The 19,275-nt window shown below is 67.1% G+C and carries 21 protein-coding genes; 7 read left to right on the plus strand and 14 right to left on the minus strand.

Translation table 11 applies throughout. The annotated features are described in order from the left end of the window. Window positions 1-61: 61 nt before the first annotated feature. Complete coding sequence (locus ACODRV_RS13775; protein ID WP_488908695.1) at window positions 62-769, plus strand: hypothetical protein; 708 nt, start codon at window positions 62-64, stop codon at window positions 767-769. 69 nt (window positions 770-838) lie between these two features. Here the strand turns inward: ACODRV_RS13775 and flhA are convergent, their stop codons facing one another. The 10 genes from flhA to ACODRV_RS13825 all read right to left on the minus strand — a co-directional run bounded on the left by flhA (window position 839) and on the right by ACODRV_RS13825 (window position 10,872). After that, window positions 839-2,929, minus strand: a complete 2,091-nt coding sequence (flhA, locus tag ACODRV_RS13780; RefSeq protein ID WP_488908756.1) for a flagellar biosynthesis protein FlhA — start codon at window positions 2,927-2,929, stop codon at window positions 839-841. A gap of 87 nt (window positions 2,930-3,016) precedes the next feature. Beyond that, complete coding sequence (gene flbD / locus ACODRV_RS13785) at window positions 3,017-4,411, minus strand: sigma-54-dependent transcriptional regulator FlbD (protein ID WP_141627520.1); 1,395 nt, start codon at window positions 4,409-4,411, stop codon at window positions 3,017-3,019. Between the two features lie 73 nt (window positions 4,412-4,484). Further along, window positions 4,485-4,802, minus strand: a complete 318-nt coding sequence (fliN, locus tag ACODRV_RS13790) for a flagellar motor switch protein FliN (RefSeq protein ID WP_370451063.1) — start codon at window positions 4,800-4,802, stop codon at window positions 4,485-4,487. A gap of 14 nt (window positions 4,803-4,816) precedes the next feature. After that, window positions 4,817-5,470, minus strand: coding sequence for a FliH/SctL family protein (locus tag ACODRV_RS13795; protein ID WP_141627522.1), 654 nt, complete (start codon window positions 5,468-5,470; stop codon window positions 4,817-4,819). Between the two features lies 1 nt (window position 5,471). Further along, window positions 5,472-6,497, minus strand: a complete 1,026-nt coding sequence (fliG, locus tag ACODRV_RS13800) for a flagellar motor switch protein FliG (RefSeq protein WP_205750971.1) — start codon at window positions 6,495-6,497, stop codon at window positions 5,472-5,474. 14 nt (window positions 6,498-6,511) lie between these two features. After that, a complete protein-coding gene (fliF, locus tag ACODRV_RS13805; protein ID WP_141627524.1) occupies window positions 6,512-8,143 on the minus strand; it encodes a flagellar basal-body MS-ring/collar protein FliF in 1,632 nt (543 codons plus the stop codon). Between the two features lie 107 nt (window positions 8,144-8,250). Continuing rightward, window positions 8,251-9,327, minus strand: a complete 1,077-nt coding sequence (gene flhB / locus ACODRV_RS13810) for a flagellar biosynthesis protein FlhB (RefSeq protein WP_141627525.1) — start codon at window positions 9,325-9,327, stop codon at window positions 8,251-8,253. Further along, window positions 9,320-10,090 (minus strand): flagellar biosynthetic protein FliR, encoded by a 771-nt coding sequence (gene fliR, locus ACODRV_RS13815; RefSeq protein ID WP_141627526.1) that lies wholly within the window; start codon window positions 10,088-10,090, stop codon window positions 9,320-9,322. The genes flhB and fliR overlap by 8 nt, the downstream gene beginning before the upstream one ends. Before the next feature lie 7 nt (window positions 10,091-10,097). Beyond that, window positions 10,098-10,361 (minus strand): flagellar biosynthesis protein FliQ, encoded by a 264-nt coding sequence (gene fliQ / locus ACODRV_RS13820; RefSeq protein ID WP_141627527.1) that lies wholly within the window; start codon window positions 10,359-10,361, stop codon window positions 10,098-10,100. Between the two features lie 106 nt (window positions 10,362-10,467). After that, window positions 10,468-10,872 (minus strand): MarR family winged helix-turn-helix transcriptional regulator, encoded by a 405-nt coding sequence (locus ACODRV_RS13825; protein WP_488908757.1) that lies wholly within the window; start codon window positions 10,870-10,872, stop codon window positions 10,468-10,470. 210 nt (window positions 10,873-11,082) lie between these two features. Here ACODRV_RS13825 and ACODRV_RS13830 point away from each other — a divergent pair, with 210 nt between their 5' ends. The 3 genes from ACODRV_RS13830 (at window position 11,083) to ACODRV_RS13840 (ending at window position 13,504) form a co-directional block, all read left to right on the plus strand. Continuing rightward, a complete protein-coding gene (locus ACODRV_RS13830) occupies window positions 11,083-11,649 on the plus strand; it encodes a DUF308 domain-containing protein (protein WP_141627528.1) in 567 nt (188 codons plus the stop codon). 76 nt (window positions 11,650-11,725) lie between these two features. Then, complete coding sequence (gene folE, locus ACODRV_RS13835) at window positions 11,726-12,301, plus strand: GTP cyclohydrolase I FolE (RefSeq protein WP_141627529.1); 576 nt, start codon at window positions 11,726-11,728, stop codon at window positions 12,299-12,301. 54 nt (window positions 12,302-12,355) lie between these two features. Continuing rightward, the gene (locus ACODRV_RS13840; protein WP_488908696.1) at window positions 12,356-13,504 is read left to right on the plus strand and encodes an acyltransferase family protein; all 1,149 of its coding nucleotides are present in this window, start codon (window positions 12,356-12,358) and stop codon (window positions 13,502-13,504) included. A gap of 15 nt (window positions 13,505-13,519) precedes the next feature. On the opposite strand, the gene fliE is transcribed toward ACODRV_RS13840, so the two are convergent. The 3 genes from fliE to flgB are packed head-to-tail and all read right to left on the minus strand — an operon-like array spanning window position 13,520 to window position 14,672. Further along, a complete protein-coding gene (fliE, locus tag ACODRV_RS13845) occupies window positions 13,520-13,819 on the minus strand; it encodes a flagellar hook-basal body complex protein FliE (protein ID WP_488908697.1) in 300 nt (99 codons plus the stop codon). A 9-nt stretch (window positions 13,820-13,828) separates the two neighbouring features. Further along, complete coding sequence (flgC, locus tag ACODRV_RS13850; protein WP_370450961.1) at window positions 13,829-14,248, minus strand: flagellar basal body rod protein FlgC; 420 nt, start codon at window positions 14,246-14,248, stop codon at window positions 13,829-13,831. A gap of 16 nt (window positions 14,249-14,264) precedes the next feature. After that, window positions 14,265-14,672 (minus strand): flagellar basal body rod protein FlgB, encoded by a 408-nt coding sequence (gene flgB, locus ACODRV_RS13855; RefSeq protein ID WP_141627532.1) that lies wholly within the window; start codon window positions 14,670-14,672, stop codon window positions 14,265-14,267. 149 nt (window positions 14,673-14,821) lie between these two features. Here flgB and ACODRV_RS13860 point away from each other — a divergent pair, with 149 nt between their 5' ends. From ACODRV_RS13860 to ACODRV_RS13870, 3 genes are all read left to right on the plus strand, one after another. Continuing rightward, window positions 14,822-15,097: a FliO/MopB family protein gene (locus ACODRV_RS13860; protein ID WP_141627533.1), complete on the plus strand. Its 276-nt coding sequence runs from the start codon at window positions 14,822-14,824 to the stop codon at window positions 15,095-15,097. Window positions 15,098-15,120: 23 nt separating this feature from the next. Beyond that, a complete protein-coding gene (gene fliP / locus ACODRV_RS13865) occupies window positions 15,121-15,912 on the plus strand; it encodes a flagellar type III secretion system pore protein FliP (RefSeq protein WP_141628364.1) in 792 nt (263 codons plus the stop codon). Window positions 15,913-16,032: 120 nt separating this feature from the next. After that, window positions 16,033-16,311, plus strand: a complete 279-nt coding sequence (locus ACODRV_RS13870) for an HU family DNA-binding protein (protein ID WP_141627534.1) — start codon at window positions 16,033-16,035, stop codon at window positions 16,309-16,311. A gap of 45 nt (window positions 16,312-16,356) precedes the next feature. Here ACODRV_RS13870 and ACODRV_RS13875 read toward each other — a convergent pair whose 3' ends face one another. Then, window positions 16,357-19,215: a tetratricopeptide repeat protein gene (locus ACODRV_RS13875; protein WP_488908698.1), complete on the minus strand. Its 2,859-nt coding sequence runs from the start codon at window positions 19,213-19,215 to the stop codon at window positions 16,357-16,359. Between the last annotated feature and the right edge of the window lie 60 nt (window positions 19,216-19,275).

A 19,275-nucleotide genomic window follows, 5' to 3' on the forward strand; every position in this document is an offset into this window, starting at 1 on the left:
TCGCCACTCGATGGATTTAAGGTAAAGATTGTCCCGTCTTGATCGGGGGAAAGGGGCGCAAATGGTCTGGTGGTGGTGGGTTGTTCCGGCGGTGGTGGCGTTGCTGGGGCTGATGCTTCTGATAAAGGGGCTGGGCGCCCTGTTCCGGGGCAAGGTGATCGGCGGACTGCTGGGCAGCGTCGGCGGCGCGGGTTTCATGGCCGCCGCGACCATCGCCGCCCTGCTTGCGCTGGACATCCAGACCTATTCGCGCCTGACCTATGAGCGGCCGGTCGCCACCATCATGACCCGCCAGCTCGGACCGCAGTATTTCGAGGCCACGGTGATCCAGACCGCCAACGGCGAGAACATGCCCGCCGCGACCAACCTCTATCCCCTGCACGGGGACGAGTGGCGGATCGAGGCGCAGGTGCTGAAGTGGAAGCCGTGGGCGAATGTGCTGGGCCTGAACACCCAGTACCGGCTGGATCGCCTGTCGGGTCGCTATCAGCGCATTGATCAGGAGCTGAACGCGGAGCGCAGCGTGCACCCCCTGTCCATCACCGAGAACGACAACGGCCTGCCATGGAAGATCAGCACCTGGGATACGGCGCGGAAATACCGCAAGCACATCGACGCCGTGGACACCCTGTATGGCGGCGCCGCCTACATGCCGATGGCCGACGGCGCCCGTTACGAGGTCTGGATCACCCAGTCAGGCCTGATCGCCCGCCCCGTCAATGACGCGGCCCGCAACGCTTCGGCGGGCGGATGGACGACGGTGAACTGAGCAAAAGAGTGGTCCGCTGAAGCGCAAGGCAGGCCGGGTTGGACAGGGTCCGACCCGGCCGCTTTCGGTTTAGACCGAACCGATGGTCCGCAGGCGCGCCTTGGGGTGCACCTCGTTCTGGCTCATCACCACCGTCTGGCCGCGGAAGCGTTCAATGATCGAGCGCACGTAGGGCCGGACCTGCGGCCCCGTCAGCAGCACCGCCGTCTCGCCCGACATCGCCGCGCGCTCGAATACGTCGCGGACGGCGCGGATGAAGTCCTGCAGCCGCGACGGCGCCATGGCCAGTTGCTTGTCCTCGCCGGGGCCGATCAGGCTCTCGGCGAAAGCCTGTTCCCACTCGGGCGACAGCGTGACGATGGGCAGGGCGCCGTCATCGCCCTTGTGCTGCCAACACAGCTGCCGGGCCAGACGGGCGCGGACGTGCTCGACCAGGGTGGTGACCGAGGTGCTGTGCGGCGCGGCCTCCGCCAGACCTTCCAGAATGGCGCCCAGATCGCGGATGGAGACCTTCTCGCGCAGCAGGGACTGCAGGACGCGTTGCAGGGTGGTGACGGTGACGACCGTGGGGATCAGCTCGTCGACCAGCTTCTTCTCTTCGGTCCCCAGTTCCTTCAGCAGCTTCTGCACCTCGGCGTAGGAGAGCAGGTCCGCCATGTTCTCCTTGAGGATTTCGGTCAGGTGGGTGGTCAGCACCGTCGACGGGTCGACGATGGTGTAGCCGCGGAAGGTCGCTTCCTCGCGCAGGCTTTCGTCGATCCAGGTGGCGGGCAGGCCGAAGGCGGGTTCGCGTGTGTGTTCGCCCGGCAGCTCGACCTGACGACCGGCAGGGTCCATCGCCATCAGCGAGCCCAGACGCACCTCGCCACTGCCAGCCTCCATCTCCTTGATGCGAATGGCATAGCCCTGCGTGCCCAGACGCATGTTGTCGAGGATGCGCACCGACGGCATGACGAAGCCGTACTCCTGGGCCAGCGAGCGACGCAGGGCCCGGACCTGATCGGTCAGGCGGCGGCCCTCCAGATCGTTGATCAGCGACAGCAGGGAGTAACCCAGCTCGATCTTGACCTCGTCGATGGTCAGGGCCGTGCCGATGGGTTCTTCCACATCCTCGGCCGGACCGGAGGCGGTCTGGGCCAGTTCGGCCTCGGTCGGTTGGGGCTTGAGACGGTCGCGACCCAGTCGCCAGGCCAGGAAGCCGGCGCCGGCGGCCAGCGCCATGAAGGGGATGATCGGCATGCCCGGGATCAGGCCGATCAGGGCCGACGAACCGGCGACCACGCCCAGCGAAACCGGGTTGGTGGCCAGCTGGCTGACGAAGGCCTTGTCCGCCGTGCCCTCGACGCCCGCCTTCGACACCAGGAAGCCGGCGGCGATCGAGATGATGATGGCCGGAACCTGGGTCACCAGACCGTCGCCGATGGTCAGCTGGACATAGGTATTGGCCGCGTCGCCGACCGGCATGCCGTGCGAGACCACGCCGATCAGGATACCGCCGATGGCGTTGATGAAGGTGATGATCAGGCCCGCGACAGCGTCGCCGCGCACGAATTTGGACGCACCGTCCATGGCCCCGAAGAAGGTCGACTCCTGCTCCAGCTCCTTGCGGCGCAGCTTGGCCTGGTCCTCGGTGATCAGGCCCGACGACAGGTCGGCGTCGATGGCCATCTGCTTGCCCGGCATGGAGTCCAGGGTGAAGCGGGCGGACACTTCTGCGATCCGGGTCGAACCCTTGGTGATGACGACGAAGTTCACCACCAGAATGATCGCGAAAATGATCACCCCGATGATGAAGTTGCCGCCCATCATCAGCTCGCCGAAGGCGGCGATGACCTGACCGGCGGAGGCGTGACCCTCCTGACCATGGGTCAGGATCAGACGGGTCGAGGCCAGGTTCAGGCCCAGACGGAACAGGGTCGAGACCAGCAGCACCGTCGGGAAGATGGCGAAGTCGAGCGGCCGCTTCATCATCACGGCCGTCATCAGGATCAGCACCGACGACACCAGCGAGAAGGCCAGCAGCAGATCCAGCAGGAATTTCGGGATCGGCAGGATCAGCAGCAGGATGACGCCGATCACGCCGACGGCCATCAGCACTTCGCCGCGCATCAGCCAGCCGCGCATGTCGCCGGCGGTCGGACGGGCGAAGCCGTCCTTCATCAGGATGGGGGCGTCAGTCATGGCTGAACCCTCCCGCTTCCGGGAGGGCGGTCAGGACGCTTCTGCGGTCCGTCGCCAGTGTCATGATCAGGCCGCGTAACCCGAGGCCGCGACGCCCGACTGGGGCGCGGGGATCGACGTGCCCTCGTCGGCGTATTCGTTCAGCTTGTTGCGCAGGGTCCGGATCGAGATACCCAGGATGTTCGCCGCATGGGTGCGGTTGCCCAGGCAGTGCGACAGGGTGTCGAGGATCAGGGTCTTCTCCATCTGCGCGACGGTCTGGCCGACGTGCGAGCGGGTGACGACGTCGGCGGCATGGGCCGCGCGGGCGGCCGGACCGGCGTCAGCGGGGGATGCGCCGTAGGCTCCGGACGTCAGGGGCTGGCCGTCGGGCAGGCGGATGGCCTCCACGTCGATCTCCGGGCCCACCGCGAGCAGCACCGCACGGTGCATCGCGTTTTCCAGCTCGCGGACGTTGCCGTTCCAGCGGTGGCTGATCAGGGCGCGCTTGGCGTCGGCGGAGATCGGACGCACCGGCACGCCGTTGGCGGCGGCGTATTTCTTGACGAAGTGGTCGGCCAGAACGGCGATGTCGCCCGGACGCTCACGCAGGGCGGGCAGGCGCAGGTTCACGACGTTCAGGCGGTACAGCAGGTCTTCGCGGAAGCTGCCCTCGGCGACCGACTTGGCCAGATCGCGGTTCGAGGTGGCGATGATGCGGATGTTGACCGGCACCGGCTTGGCGCCGCCGACACGGTCGATGACCCGCTCCTGAATGGCGCGCAGCAGCTTGGCCTGCAGGCGGACATCCATCTCGGAGATTTCGTCCAGCAGCAGGGTGCCGCCGTCGGCTTCCTCGAACTTGCCGATGCGGCGGGCCATGGCGCCGGTGAACGCCCCCTTCTCGTGCCCGAACAGTTCGGATTCGAGCAGATTGTCCGGGATGGCGGCGCAGTTGACGCTGATGAAGGGACGTTCGGCGCGCCTGGACCCGCTGTGCAGGTAGCGGGCCATGACTTCCTTACCGACGCCGCTCTCACCGGTGATCAGGATCGAGGCTTCCGAGCGGGCGACCTGATCGGCCAGCTGGATGACGTGCTTCATCGACGGGTCGGCCGAAATCATCGGACGTTCGTCGTCGGCGACCGCCGACAGCACCGCCGCGATCAGGTCCGCTTCCGGCGGCAGGGGGATGAACTCCTTGGCGCCCGCGCGAATGGCGTTGGCGGCGTCCACCGCATCGGCATCGACGCCGCAGGCGACGACCGGGACGTGGATGCGCTCGTTCTCGTTGGCCGAGATCAGGGCGGCGATGTCCACGCGATAGTCGACCATCAGCAGGTCCGCGCCCTGCCCTCGCCGGAGCTGCTCCGTCGCCTGATCGCCGCGCTCGACGTGCTGGACCTTGGCGCCGTGCGCCATGGCCATCTTCACCGCCGTCGCCAGCTGTCCGCTGAGCCTGCCAACCACCAGAAGCCGCATGGGTCTTCTCCTCTAATCTCTTACCGCCGGTCGCCGCCCTTCCCTTGGAAAGACGCGATTTCTTCGAAATCGCTTAGGCGCCCGAGTCTTCCGTCTTGATGATTTCCGTCATGGTCACGCCCAGACGGTCTTCCACGACCACCACCTCGCCGCGGGCGACCAGACGGTTGTTGACGAAGATGTCGATGGCCTCGCCGACCTTGCGGTCCAGCTCCAGCACGCTGCCGCGGTTCAGCTTGAGCAGCTGGGCGACGGACATGTGGGCCTTGCCCAGAACGGCGGAGATGTTGACCGGCACGTCGAAGACCGGCGCCAGATCGTGCGCGGACTTTTCGGTGACGTCTTCGTGAGCGGGGAAGCTGTTGTCCGAGGAAAACTCTTCCAGAGCCATGGTGTCGGTGGGCATCAGAACCTCCCGTCGTTCAGGGTTTCAGCGTGCCCGGCCTCGGCGGCCAAAGCGGAATTCAGGGCCTCGACCATGCGGCCGAAGGCGGCTTCAGGCTCGAAGTCGGCGCGACCGTCGGCCCACTCCAGGCGGAAGGCGGCGACAGGCAGACCCGGCTCGTCGCGGAAGGCCAGCACGCCCGAGAAGCCGGCGTCGGCGGCCATCTGTTGCAGGCGTTCGCGGGTCTCGTCGTTCAGGTCGCCGGTGCGGATGACCAGACGGGGCGAGGCGTCGATCTCCTGCCCCAACGTCTCCAGCGCGGCCTGCAGCGGAGCCTGCGGGAAACGATCCAGAGCCGAGGCGGCGACGACACGGGCGGCGCTCATGGCCAGCTCGGCGGCCTGTTCGCGGTGAGCCCGGGCGATCTGGGTCAGGGCCGGCGCGGCGGAGGCCAGCGCCTGACCGATCGAGGACAGGGCCATGGCCTGGATGCTGGCGACCTCGGCCAGGGCGCTTTCACGCGCCTCCAGCGCCGCCTGGGCGACCATGGCCTCGACCTCCGCTTGCGTCCACGCATGCTTGACCGGACGCCAGGCGGAGGCGCGCACGACCTCGCCGCCCGCGTCGAACTCGGTGTCGAAGGAGAAGAGTTTTCTTTCGGCCTGAACGGTCATGTCAGTAGATCAACTCGTCATCTCCGCCCTGGCCGACCAGCATGATCTCGCCCTTGGCGGCGAGGTCCTTGGCGACCTGAACCATGGCCATCTGGGCCTGATCGACGTCTTTCAGACGGACCGGTCCCATCGATTCCATGTCCTCACGCATGATCTTGGCCGCGCGCTCGGACATGTTGGAGAAGAACATCTCGCGCAGGGTCTCGGAGGCGCCCTTCATGGCCAGCGCCAGCGAGTCCTTCTCGACCGCGCGCAGCAGGGTCTGGACGCCGCCCGGATCAAGCTTGGACAGGTCCTCGAACACGAACATCAGGGCGCGGATACGCTCGGCCGCCTCGCGGTTGCGCTCTTCCAGCGCACCGATGAAGCGGGCCTCGGTCTGGCGGTCGAAGCTGTTGAAGATGTCGGCCATCAGCTCGTGGCTGTCGCGCTTGGACGTGCGGGCCAGGTTCGACATGAACTCGGTGCGCAGGGTCTGCTCGATCTTGTCGAGGATGTCGCGCTGCACCGGCTCCATGCGCAGCATCCGCTGCACGCACTCCAGGGCGAAGTCCTCGGGCAGGCTGGTGAGGACGCGCGAGGCGTGGTCCGGTTTGATCTTGGACAGGACCACCGCGACGGTCTGGGGGTATTCGTTCTTCAGATAGTTGGCGAGAACGGCCTCGTTCACATTGCCGAGCTTGTCCCACATGGTCCGCCCGGCCGGGCCGCGGATTTCCTCCATCAGGGCGTCGACTCGATCACCCGGCATGAAGGAGGCCAGCAGTTTCTGGGTCTGCTCATAGCTGCCCATGACCGCGCCGGAGCCGGTCATGCCCGAGACAAACTCGACCAGCAGCTCCTCGACGACCTGGGCGCTGACCGTGCCGAGCCCGGCCATGGCCTGGGAGATTTCCTTGATCTCCTCCTCATCCAGACCTTCCCACAGCCGGGTGTGCTCCTCACCGAGCGACAGCAGGATGACGGCCGCCTTCTCGGGGCCGGTCAGTTTCCGGATGTCATCAACAGCCGGCTTCTTGGTGACCATGCGGGCGCCGGACATCAGCCTTCATGCACCCAGCTACGGATGATCGAGGTCGATTCTTCCGGATGCTTCTCGACGAACTCGGCGACCTTCTTGACGGAGGAGGCCTTCACCTGTCCCTCGATGCGCGCGATGTCGAGGCGCTGCTCCATGTCGGACGGGCCGCCCAGTTGCGGCACGGCGCCGCCCGTGGCGCCGACGATCGAGGTCTGCAGCGCCGTCACCGGCATGCCGCCCGCCGCGGCGGCCTGCAACTGCGGCGCGCCACCGCCCGTCGCGGCCTTCAGCAGCGGACGCAGGACGAAGAAGATCAGCAGCACGCCGGTGACGAGCAGCACCAGCAGCTCGATCCCGCGCATCATGTCGTCCTTGGTGAAGTTGAACAGCGAGTTGCCCGACTCTTCACCGCCCGCCACCGCATCGCGGTTGAAGCGAACGTTCAGAACCTCGATCTTGTCACCCCGCGTCTCGTCGATGCCGACAGCGGCCGCGACCAGCGACTTGACCTGCGCGATCTCTTCCGCCGTGCGGGCGGTATAGGTCGGTTCACCGCCGTCAGCGCCGGGCGTCCACTTGCCGTCCAGCAGAACCGACACGGCCAGCTTCTTGATCTCGCCGGCTTCCTTCACCGTGGTCGTGGTGGTGTTGGAGATTTCGTAGTTGGTGGTTTCAGTGTTCTGGGTGTCGCGCGAACCCTGCGGGGTGTTGGCCGGAGCCTGACCGCCGGGGATGTTGTTGGTGGCGGTCGCGCCGCCGTCGGGCGCACCGGTCGTGTCGGTGCTTTCCGTACCGTTGGTCGAGGTCGAGCGAACCACCTGACCATCCGGATCGAAGCGCTGCTCCTGGGTGGTCGAGCGGGCGTGGTCGATCTCGGCGGTGACCTGCACGCGCGCGCCGCCGACGCCGACGACGCCTTCGACGATGTCCTTGATCCGGGCCTGCAGCTGCGCCTCGGTCTGGCCACGCGCTTCTTCGGCCGAGGCCGCGCTGAAGCCGTCAGCGCTGGAACCCGCCGCGAGGGTGCGGTTCGAGGTGTCGGTCAGGGTGACCTTCTCCGGCTTCATGTTAGGCACGGACGACGCGACGACGTTGCGGATGGCCTGGACCTGGGCGCCGCTGAGCTGACCACCGGTCACGCCGACGACCACCGAAGCCGTCGGCTCCGCCGCCTGAGACTGGAACAGCTGACGCTCCGGCAGGGCGATCATCACCCGCGCCGACTGGATGCCGCGCAGGCCGAGGATGGTCCGCGACAGCTCGCCCTCAAGCGCGCGCTTGGCGTTCAGGTTCTGCTGGAACTCGGTCTGCCCCAGCACAGACTGGTTGTCGAAGATTTCGTAACCGACGCTGCCCGAGGTCACGAGCCCCTTGCCCGCGACCAGCATGCGGGCCTCGCCGACCTGATCGCGGTTGACGAAGATGGTCGAGCCGTCGCCCTTGGCGCTGTACTTGATCCCGGCGCTGTCCAGCGCAGTCGTGACTTCAGAGGCTTCACGCAGGTCGAGGTTGGAATACAGCAGGGCGTCCGGCGCCTGGCCGATGCGCAGCATGACGGCGATCAGCACCGCCGCGACGCCGGCAGCGATGCCGAGCACCACGGCCAGCCGACCGATCCCGAATTTCTGCAACGCCGCCGTGAAGCCGCCCACGCGCCCTAGCCCCGATACTCACGGGACCTTCAATCGACCCGCTGGGCAGAAAATGCCGGGCACGTGGTAAACGACCCGTTAAGAGAGCCGTTAACACCCGTGAACAGTCACCGTTTGCGACGCTGGCCCATGACGAAGCCGATGATCTTCGCGGCCGCTTCGAAGTGTTCGCGCGGGATGGTCTCATCAACGTCGACCGCTGCGTAGAGGGCGCGGGCCAGCGGAACGTTCTCCACGATCGGCACATCATGTTCGCGCGCGACTTCCCGGATGCGCATGGCGAGGGCGTCGACGCCCTTGGCCACGCAGACCGGCGCGGCGTCGCCCTGATCGGGTTCGTAGCGCAGGGCGACCGAGTAGTGGGTCGGGTTGGTGACAATCACCGTGGCCTTGGGCACATTTGCCATCATCCGCTGACGGCTGCGCTGCATGCGGATCTGCTTCAGCTTCGCCTTGACGTGCGGATCGCCTTCCGCCTGCTTGTAGTCTTCCTTCAGCTCTTCCTTCGACATCCGCATGCGCTTGGCGAAGCGGAAGCGCTGCCACACGTAGTCAGCGCCCGCCGTGAAGCCCAGGAAGATGATCGCCGCCGCCATCAGGACGATGGCCATGTCCCGCGCCAGCGGCAGGATGGCGGCGGGCGGCATGCCCGCCAGGTTCTCGAACTCCCGCACATGCGGCTTCATCACCATCCAGCAGATGAAGCTGACGACGAGCAGTTTCAGGAAGGTCTTGCCGAACTGAAACAGGCCGTCCGGCCCGAAGATGCGCTTGAAACCCTCCAGCGGATTGATGCGGTTCCACTGGGGCTTGAGCTTGTCGGCGGTGAACAGAAGGCCGGACTGGGCGACGTTGCCGCCGACGCCGCCGATGATGGTCGCCAGCATCACCGCGCCGAGGAAGGGCGTCACCGCCCACAGCGCATGCATGCCGATCTCGATGCCCGCGCCCGCCTCCAGTCCGCCCAGCATGGCGTGGGGCGAGGCGATGAACGGCAGCAACTGTTCCGCCATCGAGGTGGCGAAATAGCCGCCGGCGCCCAGCAACACCGCCGCCGCCCCCAGCAGGGACGCCGCCGCGCCGACGTCCATGGACTTGGCGACATCCCCCTTCTTCCGCGCATCGGCTAGTTTTCGTGGGGTTGCCTCTTCTGTTTTCGACTCGGGATCGGCGCCTTCAGCCACCGGCGCCTCCCGCGAAGATCTGGGCGAACGCGCGGTAGCGGTCGATGAAGACCGTGCCGAGCACGCCGAGACTTAGAGCAAAAATGGACAGCCCCAGGATCACGCTGAGCGGGGCGGCCGCGAAGAAGATCTGGAACGCCGGCATCACACGGCCGACCAGTCCCGAGGCCAGGTTGAAGATCAGGGCGAAGACCAGCAGCGGCGCCGAAAGCTGAACCCCTAGGGCGAAACTGTCGCCCAGGGTGCGGATCGCCAGCGTCGCAAAGTCGCCGGTCATCAGGGGACGCGCGGGCGCGATCAGGTCATAGGATCCCACCAGCCCGGCGATGAACAGGTGGTGGGTGTCGGTGGCGAAGATCAGGGTCGTGCCCAGCAGCATCAGGAAGGCCGAGATGGTCGTGCCCGGCGCGGCCTGCAGGGGGTTGGCGGTCTGGGCGAAGCTGAGCGTGGTCTGCAGCGAGACGATCTCGCCCGCGGTCGACAGGGCGGTGAGGAAGCTGCGTAGAAGGGCGCCGATCATCAGGCCGACGACGACCTCCCGGATGACCCAGCCCGCCATGCCGCCCAGCGTCGCCGGAAGGGCCGGAAGCGCGCCCGCCACGACAGGCCAGAGCGCGAGCGTCACCACCAATGCAAAAGACAGGCGGATGCGCGGCGGCACATAGCTTTCGCCGACGCCGGGCAGCATCAGCAGCACCGCGCCGATGCGGGCGAAGATCAGCGCGCCCTGCCAGACCTGTTCTGATGTGGCGTAAGGCTCCACGCGCCGGTCACATGCCGGCGATGCGCGCGGCGATGGTCCGCATGAAGCCGCCCAGCAGGGCGCCCATCAGCGGCAGGAACAGCAGGAGCGAAACGAAGATGGCGATGATCTTGGGGGCATAGATCAGGGTCTGTTCCTGGATCTGGGTCAGGGCCTGCACCAGACCGATGACCACGCCGACGACAAGGCCGACCAGCAGGATCGGGGCGCACAGCTGGATCGTCAGCCACAGGGCGTCGCGACCCACATCCAGAACTTCCGCGCCGTTCATGCCACGCTCCAGCGGCCGCAGAACGCGCGACCGAACCGGGCAAGAAATGCCGGGCGTGTGGTTAACGAGACCCTAACCGGACGCGGACCGCCCCAAACTTTCCCGTTCAGGCCGCCTTGTTGTCAGGATGGTCGGCGACGAACCGCGCGACGGAATCCCGGAACGCCTGAACCTCCGCATTCAGCCGGACCAGCCGCTCGACGCTCATGCCCGCCGCGCTGAACAGGGTCTGGCCCAGACAGGCGCTACGGGCCTGCATGTCGCGCCCGGCGTCGGTCAGATGCACCAGCACCTGACGCTCATCCTGCGGATTGCGCAGGCGAGAGACCAGCCCCGCCGCCTCCATACGCTTCACCAGAGGGGTGACGTTGCTGGAGTCCAGTCCCAGCCGTTCAGCGACAGCGCCGATGGTCTGGCCGTCGCTTTCCCACAGGGTGCTCAGCACCAGGTACTGGGGATAGGTGATCTCCAGCCCGTCCAGCACAGGCTTGTAGGCGCGATTGATCGCCATGCTGGCCCCGTAGAGCGAGAAGCACAGCTGTTCATCCAGCGTGACGGTTCGACCGGAAGCGGACACGGGCTTTTCCTCAAACGACGACAGTGTCGTTAAATTACATATCGCGACACATATTCCTATGGACAAGCCGACGGCGCGGGCCTAACCAGATATATGTCACGGCATATAATGTCGCAGCATAATTTAATCACTCACGGAGCCCTTATGGCCGCGACCACCCCCGCCCCGCATGAAAGCGCGACCGCGCTGAGGAACTACTATCTGCTTCGAACCGGCGTCTCGATCATCTGGGTGCTGGCCGCCTTCACCATCGGCAACGGAAGTCCGGTGATCAGCGGGACACTGCTGGTGCTCTATCCGGCGTGGGACGCGCTCGCGAACGCCCGGGACGCACAGGCCAACGGCGGCTTCCGGGCGAATGCGCCACAGGCCCTGAACGTCTGGGTCAGCAGCATCGTCACCGTCGCGGTGGCGGCGGCCCTGTTGATCAACGTGCATCTGGTGCTCGGCGTCTTCGGCGCCTGGGCCATTCTGTCGGGCCTGCTCCAGCTGGTCGCGGGCCTCCGGCGCTGGCGGGAGTATGGCGCGCAGTGGGCCATGGCGCTGAGCGGCGCCCAGTCGATGCTGGCGGGCGGCTTCTTCATCTACGGCGCGACCGGCCCAATGACCCCCACGGCGGCCACCGTCGCGCCCTATGCAGCCTTCGGCGCCTTCTACTTCCTGCTGTCGGCCATCGCCCTGACCCTGAAGGGCCGCCGCAAGCGCGGTTGATTGGACAGGGTTATGAAGGGGGAGAGCGGTTCGATCAGCCCTCCCCTTTCAGGCCGAGCCCCTCTATGAAGCGGCAATGACCAAGCCGAGCATCACCCAGGCCGACGCCGAAGCCGCTGTCCGCACCCTGATCGAATGGGCCGGAGACAATCCCGACCGCGAAGGGTTGCTGGAGACGCCGGCGCGGGTGGCGCGCAGCTATCGTGAGCTCTACGAGGGCTATGAGGTCGATCCGCGCCAGTATCTGGAAAAGACCTTCGAGGAGGTCGGCGGCTACAACCAGATGGTCGTGCTGAAGGACATCCGCTTCGTCAGCGCCTGTGAGCATCACATGCTGCCGGTCGTCGGCGTGGCCCACGTCGGCTACCTGCCCACCGACCGCGTGGTCGGCATCTCCAAGCTGGCCCGGGTGGTGCGCGGCTTCGCGCGTCGCCTGCAGATTCAGGAGAAGATGACCTCCGAGATCGCGCTGGCCATCGAGGAAGTGCTGCGTCCGCAGGGCGTGGGCGTGGTCATCGAGGCCGAGCACAGCTGCATGACCCTGCGCGGCGTCAACGCGCCGGGCGCCAGCCTGACCACCAGCCACCTGAGCGGCGTGATGCGCGACGACCCGCGCACCCGCGAAGAATTCCTCCGCCTGACGCGGAAGTAGAGTCGGCGGAACGGCGCGGTCCTTGCGGGTTTTGACCCGAAGGAGGCCTGTTCGATGCCCTGGACAGCGATTTCGACCCGAAATGAGACAGCGCCCATCGTTCGCGGCGGGTGGCTGGATGCGCTGCGTTTCATTGTGGCCAGCCTCATCATCCTGCATCACTTCCAGATGTCGGCGCCGATTCCGCTGGCCGAAGGCGTACACCCGGTGTTCGAGCGGGGCGGCTTCCTGCTGACCAACTTCTTCCTGATCGACAGCGGCTATGTGCTGATGCGGGTATATGGCGCGGCGGTGTCGCGCGGCTCCATGTCGGCCGGCGACTTCTTCCTGAAGCGCTATCTTCGGGTCGTGCCCGCCCACCTGATCATGGCGCTGGGTCTGGTGTCGCTGGTCGTGTTCGGCGGAATGATGGGCTTCGCGCCCCGTGCGCCGGAGTGGTTCCGATGGGACCAGCTGCCCGCGCAGGTCACCCTGACGCAGGCGTTCGGCGTGTACGGCGGTCTGGGCTGGAACGCTCCGAGCTGGTCGATCTCCGCCCTGATCGGCTGCTATCTGGCCTTCCCCTGGATTCTGCGCGGCCTGGTCAGAATGGGGCCGTGGAGCGTTCTGGCGCTGGGGATCGGCCTGTATCTGATGGCGAACCAGCTCACCTGGGCCCTGCTGGGCTATCCGGTCTACCAGATGCCGATGGGCTTCGGCTTCTTCCGGGCCCTGCCGCTGTTCTTGCTGGGCATGTCGCTGGCCTGGTTCGCCCAGAAGGTCTGGATCGCGCCGAAACTGGCGGGCTGGGCGGGGATCGGCGCGGCCCTGCTGCTGGCCTTCGTCCAGTATTTCGACAAGCACGCCCTGATCTCGCTGGCCTGTATCTCGACGATCATTCTGGCCGCCGGCGCCACGCCGACGCCGCGCCCGTCGAAGCTGGTCGAGAAGGCCGCGCAGGTCTCGTTCTCGATGTTCATCACCAATGAGGTCGTGCGCATCGCCTGGTTCGGCGTCGCCAACGTTCTGACCGCGAAATACGCCCTGTCGGCGCCGGTTCAGTGGGGAATGTGGTTCGCGGGCGTGGCGGCGGCTTTCGTCTTCGCCTTCCTGTTCCACACCGTCATCGACACCCCGATCCAGAACCGCATCCGCGGCTGGCTGAAGTCGCGCCGCCGGAGCAAGGCCCCGCCCCTGCAGCCGGTCGTGTCAATCGAAGGCTGACCTCGGGCAAAGTCGTCAGATCGGCATCCGCATGATTTCCTGATAGGCCGAGATGACCTGATCGCGGACGGCCATGACCGTTTCCAGCGACGCCTCGGCCGAGCTGACGGCGGTGACCACGTCGATCAGGCTGCTCTGCCCCTGAACCGAAGCGGCCATCTGGCTTTCGGCGCCGCGCGTGGCCTGGGTCATGTCGCCCATGACGTTGGTCAGCATCTCCGCGAAACCGGACTGCTGCGGACCCGCCGTCGGCGCGACCGGCATGGCGCCGCCCTGGATCGCGGAATAGGCCTTGGCCGCCATCATGGGATTCATGGCTCAGTCCTATCGCTTGATCAGGTCGAGGGTGCGGGTCTCCATCGACCGCGCCGTCTCGATGACGTTCAGGTTCGCCTCATAGGCGCGCTGCGCCTCGCGCATGTCCATGGCCTCGACCAGGGTGTCGACGTTGGGCCGCAGCACATAGCCCTCGGCGTTGGCCGCCGGGTGCGAGGGATCGTACTCGGAGCGGAAGTCGCCCTGATCGGGACGAACCTCGGCCAGGGTCACGCCGGTCGCGCCGTCGATCTCGCGCGCCTGGAAGACGGGGATCTGGCGGCGATAGGGCTCGCCGCCCGCCGTCAGGGCCGTCGATTGGGCGTTGGCGATGTTCTCGGCGATGACCCGCATGCGCGACTGCTGCGCCTTCAGGGCGCTGGCCGCGACGGCCATGGCGTTGTTCCGGGGCGGGACGGGATCCGGCATCGACTATCTCCCTCGATCAGCCGCGACCGGGCGGACGGGCCGCCGCGCGCAGCATCTGCATGGATTTCTGGTAGAAACCGATGGCCGCGTCATAGGCCATGCGGCTCTCGGCCATCTTGAGCATCTGCTCCTCGACCACGACCGCATTGCCGTCGAGCGTTGTTTCAGAGTCCGGCGAACTGACCGTATCGAACCGGGTCGACTGACCGGCGGGCGCGATGTGCATGGCGCTGGTGCGGGTCATCTGGACGCCCCCGCCGTTGCGCATGGCCGCGGCGAAGTCCGTCGGCTGGTTCAGATCACGGCCGACGTAGCCGGGGGTGTCGGAGTTGGCGACGTTCTCGGCGATGACGCGCTGGCGCTGGTCCAGCCAGTTCAGGCGGCCCTTGATCTGGCCGAGCAGCGGAAGATCGGTGAAGCCCACGGGCGGCGCATCTCCGGGCGAGGATCGCCCACGGTTCGATGGGCAGAAAATGCCGCCTGCATGGTTAATGAGAGGTTATCTCAACGCGACGTTAACCATGATCGCCGAAATCTGCCCTGCCGGAATCAGTCTCCGGCGGGGCCCGTCGCATGAATTTTCTCGATCTGCTCAGGGCCGTTTTCGCCCTCGCCTTCGTCCTCGGCATTATCGGCCTGGCGGCCTGGGCGGCGCGTCGCTACGCGCCCCAGCTGCTGGCGCGCCTCAGCGCCGAGCGGGGAGAGCGCCGGATGCAGGTGGTCGAGACGCTGGTGCTCGATCCCGCCCGCCGGCTGGTGCTGGTCAAGATCGACAGCGAGGAACGCCTGATCCTGCTGGGCGAGGGCCGCGAACTGATCGAGCCGCGCGGACAGGAGCTGGGCAAGTGAGGGGCCTGAAGGGCGTGTTCGGCATGCCGACGCGCGCCGAGCTGAAGCGTGCGGCCCTGCTGTCGCTGCTGACCACCCTGCTCTGCCTGTGCTGGCCGCTGGCCGCGCTGGCGCAGGAGGTCGCTTCTGGAGGAGCGGCGATCAATGTCGATCTGGGCACCGGCGCGGGCCTGACCGAGCGGGTCGTCCAGTTGGTCGGTCTGATGACCGTGCTGTCGCTGGCGCCGTCCATCGTGATCATGACGACCAGCTTCGTGCGGATCGTGGTCGTGCTGTCCCTGCTGCGGACGGCGCTGGGCATGCAGCAGTCGCCGCCCAACGCGGTTCTGGTGTCCCTGGCCCTGTTTCTGAGCGCCATCGTCATGGCTCCGACGTGGCAGGACGCCTATGATTCGGGCATCCGCCCCCTGCTCGACCAGCAGATGGAGCTGCCTCAGGCCTTCGATGCGGCATCAGAACCTGTGAAGACTTTCATGCTGTCGCAGGTCGATCAGGACGACCTCGCCCTGTTCACCCGGCTGTCCAACATCGAGGCCCCGCAGCAGGCGGTGGACCTGCCCCTGCGCGTGGTCACGCCGGCCTTCATGATCAGCGAGCTGAAGCGGGCCTTTGAAATCGGATTTCTCCTTTTCGTTCCGTTCCTTGTGATCGATCTGGTGGTCGCCAGCGTGCTGATGTCCATGGGCATGATGATGCTTCCGCCGGTGGTGATTTCCCTGCCGTTCAAGCTGATCTTTTTCGTGCTCGTGGACGGCTGGAGACTGGTCGCCGGGAGCCTCGTGGAGAGCTTCCAGCGCGCGTCCGGCGGAGGGTAAATCCCCAGCCTGCGGGGCTTACAGCGGCAATGCCGCTTGCCATGCGGATAAAAAGCGGCGTTGATCCGTCCGTCATCGCCCCTGAATCGCGGGGCGAACTTAATCGGGAAACGACCCACAATGACTACTCAAGCCGAACTCATCGCCGCCGTCGCCAAGGACGCGGGCGTCAGCCAAGCCGACGCCGGCCGCGTCCTGACCGCGATCGTCGAGAACATCCAGAAGTCGCTGGTCGCCGGCGGCGACGTGCGCATCTCGAACCTCGGCGTGTTCGACACCGCCGCCCGCGCTGCCCGTGAAGGCCGCAACCCGGCCACCGGCGGCACGATCCAGATCGCCGCTTCGAAGGCTGTGCGCTTCCGCGTGTCGAAGCCGCTCAAGGATGCGGTGAACAAGTAAGCGGATTACGACGGCGCGCCTTCGGGCGCGCCGTCATCGCTGAAATCAGGGACGGGCGGGGGTTGCTGGGCGATTCCCGCCCGTTCTCTGTCTGAGGTCCGCCTTCATCTCGGACACCCAACCGGCGAAAGTGTCCGCCGAGGCGCTGAGCGTGGCGAAGTCGCCGGCCGAGACAGTCCCCTCCATACCGCCCATGCCGTCCAGCGCGATCGACAGTGCCACCTTCGAGCGGGCTCCGGCCACGAACGGACGATAGTTGCGCGACAGCCGGCCCAGCCCCGCCGCATCACGCGCCAGCGAATAGCCGACGCCGGCGCGGATCAGCCGGGCTTCCTCATCCAGGGTCAGGGGCGCGGGGTTGCTGTAGCGGTCGGCGAGCGCCCCTTCATACAGGCTCGCGGCGCCGCCCCAGTTTTCCTGCTTCCAGAAAATCTCGGCCTTCACCGCCTTGGCCTCTGGCGAGGCATCGGTTCCCAGCACTTCCAGCGCGTGATCATAACGGCCCAGGCTCATCAGCGCCCGCGCCTCCAACGCCCGACGCTCGCTGTTCAGGGCCGTCGGCAGCAGGGTCGTGCGGGAACTCCAGATCGCCTGCAGCGCCTTCTCCGGCTGGCGATCCATCAGATAGATGGTGGCCAGATCGGTCGCGACCTGGGCCTTCGCGACACCTTCCAGACGCTCATCCACCTGATGCTTCAGAAGCTCGGCGGCCTGATCCAGCAAATCGACATCGACCAGACGCCGCGACAGGCGGCGCACCATCTCGTCGCCGTCGGCGCCGACCGGGGTCAGCTCACGGAAGTCATAGAACAGACCCAGCGCCTGCACGGGCTGCAACCCATCGGCGCCGCCTTCCAGGAACAGCATGCGGAAGGCATTGGACAGGTCCATCGACAGGTCCGCCGCGCCGGGGAGGCGCTGCATCTGACCGTTGACGCCCTTCAGCGCGGTCAGGGCCTCACGATACAGGCCCTGCGACAGGTACAGCTTGCCCAACTCGCGGATGACGGCCAGTTCGGTCGCGTCGCCCCGCCAGCGCCAACGCAACGCCTCAAGTTCCTTGGCCGCGACGTCCGGCTTCATCGTGCCGCGTTCCAGCGACAGACGGATCAGCCCCAGCTTGGCGGGGACTGCGACCTTGTCGAGCCGCGCGCGGCTGACGGCCTGATAGACGGCCAGCGCCCGGTCGCCCATGCCGTCCTGCTCAAATAGCCGAGCCTGCACATTGCGGGCGACCAGTTGATCCGCAGCCGGTGCGTTCTGGCTGAACACATAGGCCAGCAGGGCGCGCGCCGCCTCGGGGTCGCCGGTCTCCAGCGCCGCCTCGGCGTGGGCCGCGCCGAAACGGGCGCGCCAGATCGGCGGGAAGTCATCCACCGCTCCGGCCCCGGCCGAGAAGGCCTGACGCGCGGCCACCCAGTCGCCCTGTTTGGCCGCGATGTAACCGCGCCAGACAGCCGAGGCCGGATCGCCCGCGACGGCGGCGGAAGCGAAATCGCCCTGCGCCTCTTCCAGACGGCCGATAGAGGCCCGGGCCGCGCCGCGCAGACCGCGCAGTTCCGGCTCGCCCTGCATGTTCGGCGTCTGGGCGACGATGGCGTTCAGCACGCCGATGGCCTCGAACGACAGGCCCGAGCCGACCAAAAACCGGGCCAGCGCCATCCGCGCTTCGATGGGCGCGCGCGGATCATCGCCCGCGGCGGCGGCCTCAAGGGCGGCGGCGTCCTGAAGCTCGCGATAGCGGGCGGAGAAGCCCGCATGGCCGGTGTTTTCCCAGCCCTCGACGATCTGGCCGGGGTACTGGCCCTTGCGCGGCGCGCCCGGCTCGGTGCTGGCCTCTTCCAGCCCCTCCGACGGCGCCGACAGGGTCAGGCCGCCGGGACGGCTCAGGGTGACCAGATCCCCGTCCGCCTTGACCGACAGGTCCGACACCATCGTCTCGACCGCCAGACCATGCGCGGTCGGCAGCAGGGTCATGTCGATGGTCTGACGGCTGTCGGCGTAGCCCTTGCCCGGCGCGCGGGCGGTGACGGCGGCGAAGCGGTCGCCGGCCATGGGGTCGGTCAGCCAGATGGCGCGGGTCGCCCCGGCCATGCGGGCGACCAGCGTCGGCTCACCGGTGTCATCGCGATCGACAGTAACGCCCCCTGCCGACCAGGCGGGCCCGCCGACGGTCACGCTCCAGGTCGCGCCGTTGGAGACGGCCGAGACCCGCAGGCCACGCGGCGCGGCGATCCGGACGGCGACGTGATCGGGCGCGGCGGTCCAGTGGGCCCCGGTCGCCGGTCCCAGATCCTTGGCGCCGTCCATGTTGAGGCGGCCCGGCGCGTCGAACACCACCCAGACCGCATCGCCCCGCCGGAAGATCGCGGCGGGAACCGGCTGATCCCACTTGAAGTCCAGCGTCACCTTGTCGGGGCCGACGTGCGAGACCACCGGCACCGTGACCGCCTGCGCGGGCGCCAACGGGGTCGAGGGCGCTTCGGGCGCCGTAGGATACAGGTTGACGAAGACCGCGCCGTCCGACGATCCGGTGCGGATGTCCGCGCCCTCGGCCAGCGTCAGAACCAGTTCGGTGCCGCCGCGCACCGCGCGGGTCTCGACCTTCTCCACACCGCGCGGAGGATCGACCCGGAGACGCGATACATCCGGCGCGGCGGTCGAGCCGATGCGGACGATGACGGCGCTCCCCTCACGCCGGACCTGCGAGCGGGCGCCGATGACGCCGGCGAACTCCACGCGCGTGAAGGTGTCGTTGGCTCCGATCCGGATGGTGATCGGGTCGAGTGCGCCGCCGCCTTCCTGGGCGTAAAGGGGCGCCAGCGGGGCGAGCGCGACCGTACCGGCCGCGGCGACGGCCACGGTCGACTTCAGAATGCGCTTGGTGGTGCGGGCCCCGGACATACGCGCGCACACTCGCGCGACTGCCCTTTAAGCAGGGTTAACGGATGGTGACTCCCGAGC

It is taken from the genome of Brevundimonas sp. FG8 (genome assembly GCF_057808845.1).

Excerpts from the sequence above, each read along its gene's own strand:
- fliE (WP_488908697.1), bottom strand. The coding sequence starts at position 13,819 with ATGAATCCCATGATGGCGGCCAAGGCCTATTCCGCGATCCAGGGCGGC.
- fliQ (WP_141627527.1), bottom strand. The coding sequence starts at position 10,361 with ATGAACGGCGCGGAAGTTCTGGATGTGGGTCGCGACGCCCTGTGGCTG.
- fliN (WP_370451063.1), bottom strand. The coding sequence starts at position 4,802 with ATGGCTCTGGAAGAGTTTTCCTCGGACAACAGCTTCCCCGCTCACGAA.
- ACODRV_RS13870 (WP_141627534.1), top strand. The coding sequence starts at position 16,033 with ATGACTACTCAAGCCGAACTCATCGCCGCCGTCGCCAAGGACGCGGGC.
- flhA (WP_488908756.1), bottom strand. The coding sequence starts at position 2,929 with ATGAAGGACGGCTTCGCCCGTCCGACCGCCGGCGACATGCGCGGCTGG.
- fliP (WP_141628364.1), top strand. The coding sequence starts at position 15,121 with ATGCCGACGCGCGCCGAGCTGAAGCGTGCGGCCCTGCTGTCGCTGCTG.
- ACODRV_RS13825 (WP_488908757.1), bottom strand. The coding sequence starts at position 10,872 with ATGGCGATCAATCGCGCCTACAAGCCTGTGCTGGACGGGCTGGAGATC.
- ACODRV_RS13840 (WP_488908696.1), top strand. The coding sequence starts at position 12,356 with ATGCCCTGGACAGCGATTTCGACCCGAAATGAGACAGCGCCCATCGTT.
- ACODRV_RS13775 (WP_488908695.1), top strand. The coding sequence starts at position 62 with ATGGTCTGGTGGTGGTGGGTTGTTCCGGCGGTGGTGGCGTTGCTGGGG.
- fliG (WP_205750971.1), bottom strand. The coding sequence starts at position 6,497 with ATGGTCACCAAGAAGCCGGCTGTTGATGACATCCGGAAACTGACCGGC.
- flbD (WP_141627520.1), bottom strand. The coding sequence starts at position 4,411 with ATGCGGCTTCTGGTGGTTGGCAGGCTCAGCGGACAGCTGGCGACGGCG.
- ACODRV_RS13860 (WP_141627533.1), top strand. The coding sequence starts at position 14,822 with ATGAATTTTCTCGATCTGCTCAGGGCCGTTTTCGCCCTCGCCTTCGTC.
- folE (WP_141627529.1), top strand. The coding sequence starts at position 11,726 with ATGACCAAGCCGAGCATCACCCAGGCCGACGCCGAAGCCGCTGTCCGC.
- ACODRV_RS13830 (WP_141627528.1), top strand. The coding sequence starts at position 11,083 with ATGGCCGCGACCACCCCCGCCCCGCATGAAAGCGCGACCGCGCTGAGG.
- ACODRV_RS13875 (WP_488908698.1), bottom strand. The coding sequence starts at position 19,215 with ATGTCCGGGGCCCGCACCACCAAGCGCATTCTGAAGTCGACCGTGGCC.
- flgC (WP_370450961.1), bottom strand. The coding sequence starts at position 14,248 with ATGCCGGATCCCGTCCCGCCCCGGAACAACGCCATGGCCGTCGCGGCC.
- ACODRV_RS13795 (WP_141627522.1), bottom strand. The coding sequence starts at position 5,470 with ATGACCGTTCAGGCCGAAAGAAAACTCTTCTCCTTCGACACCGAGTTC.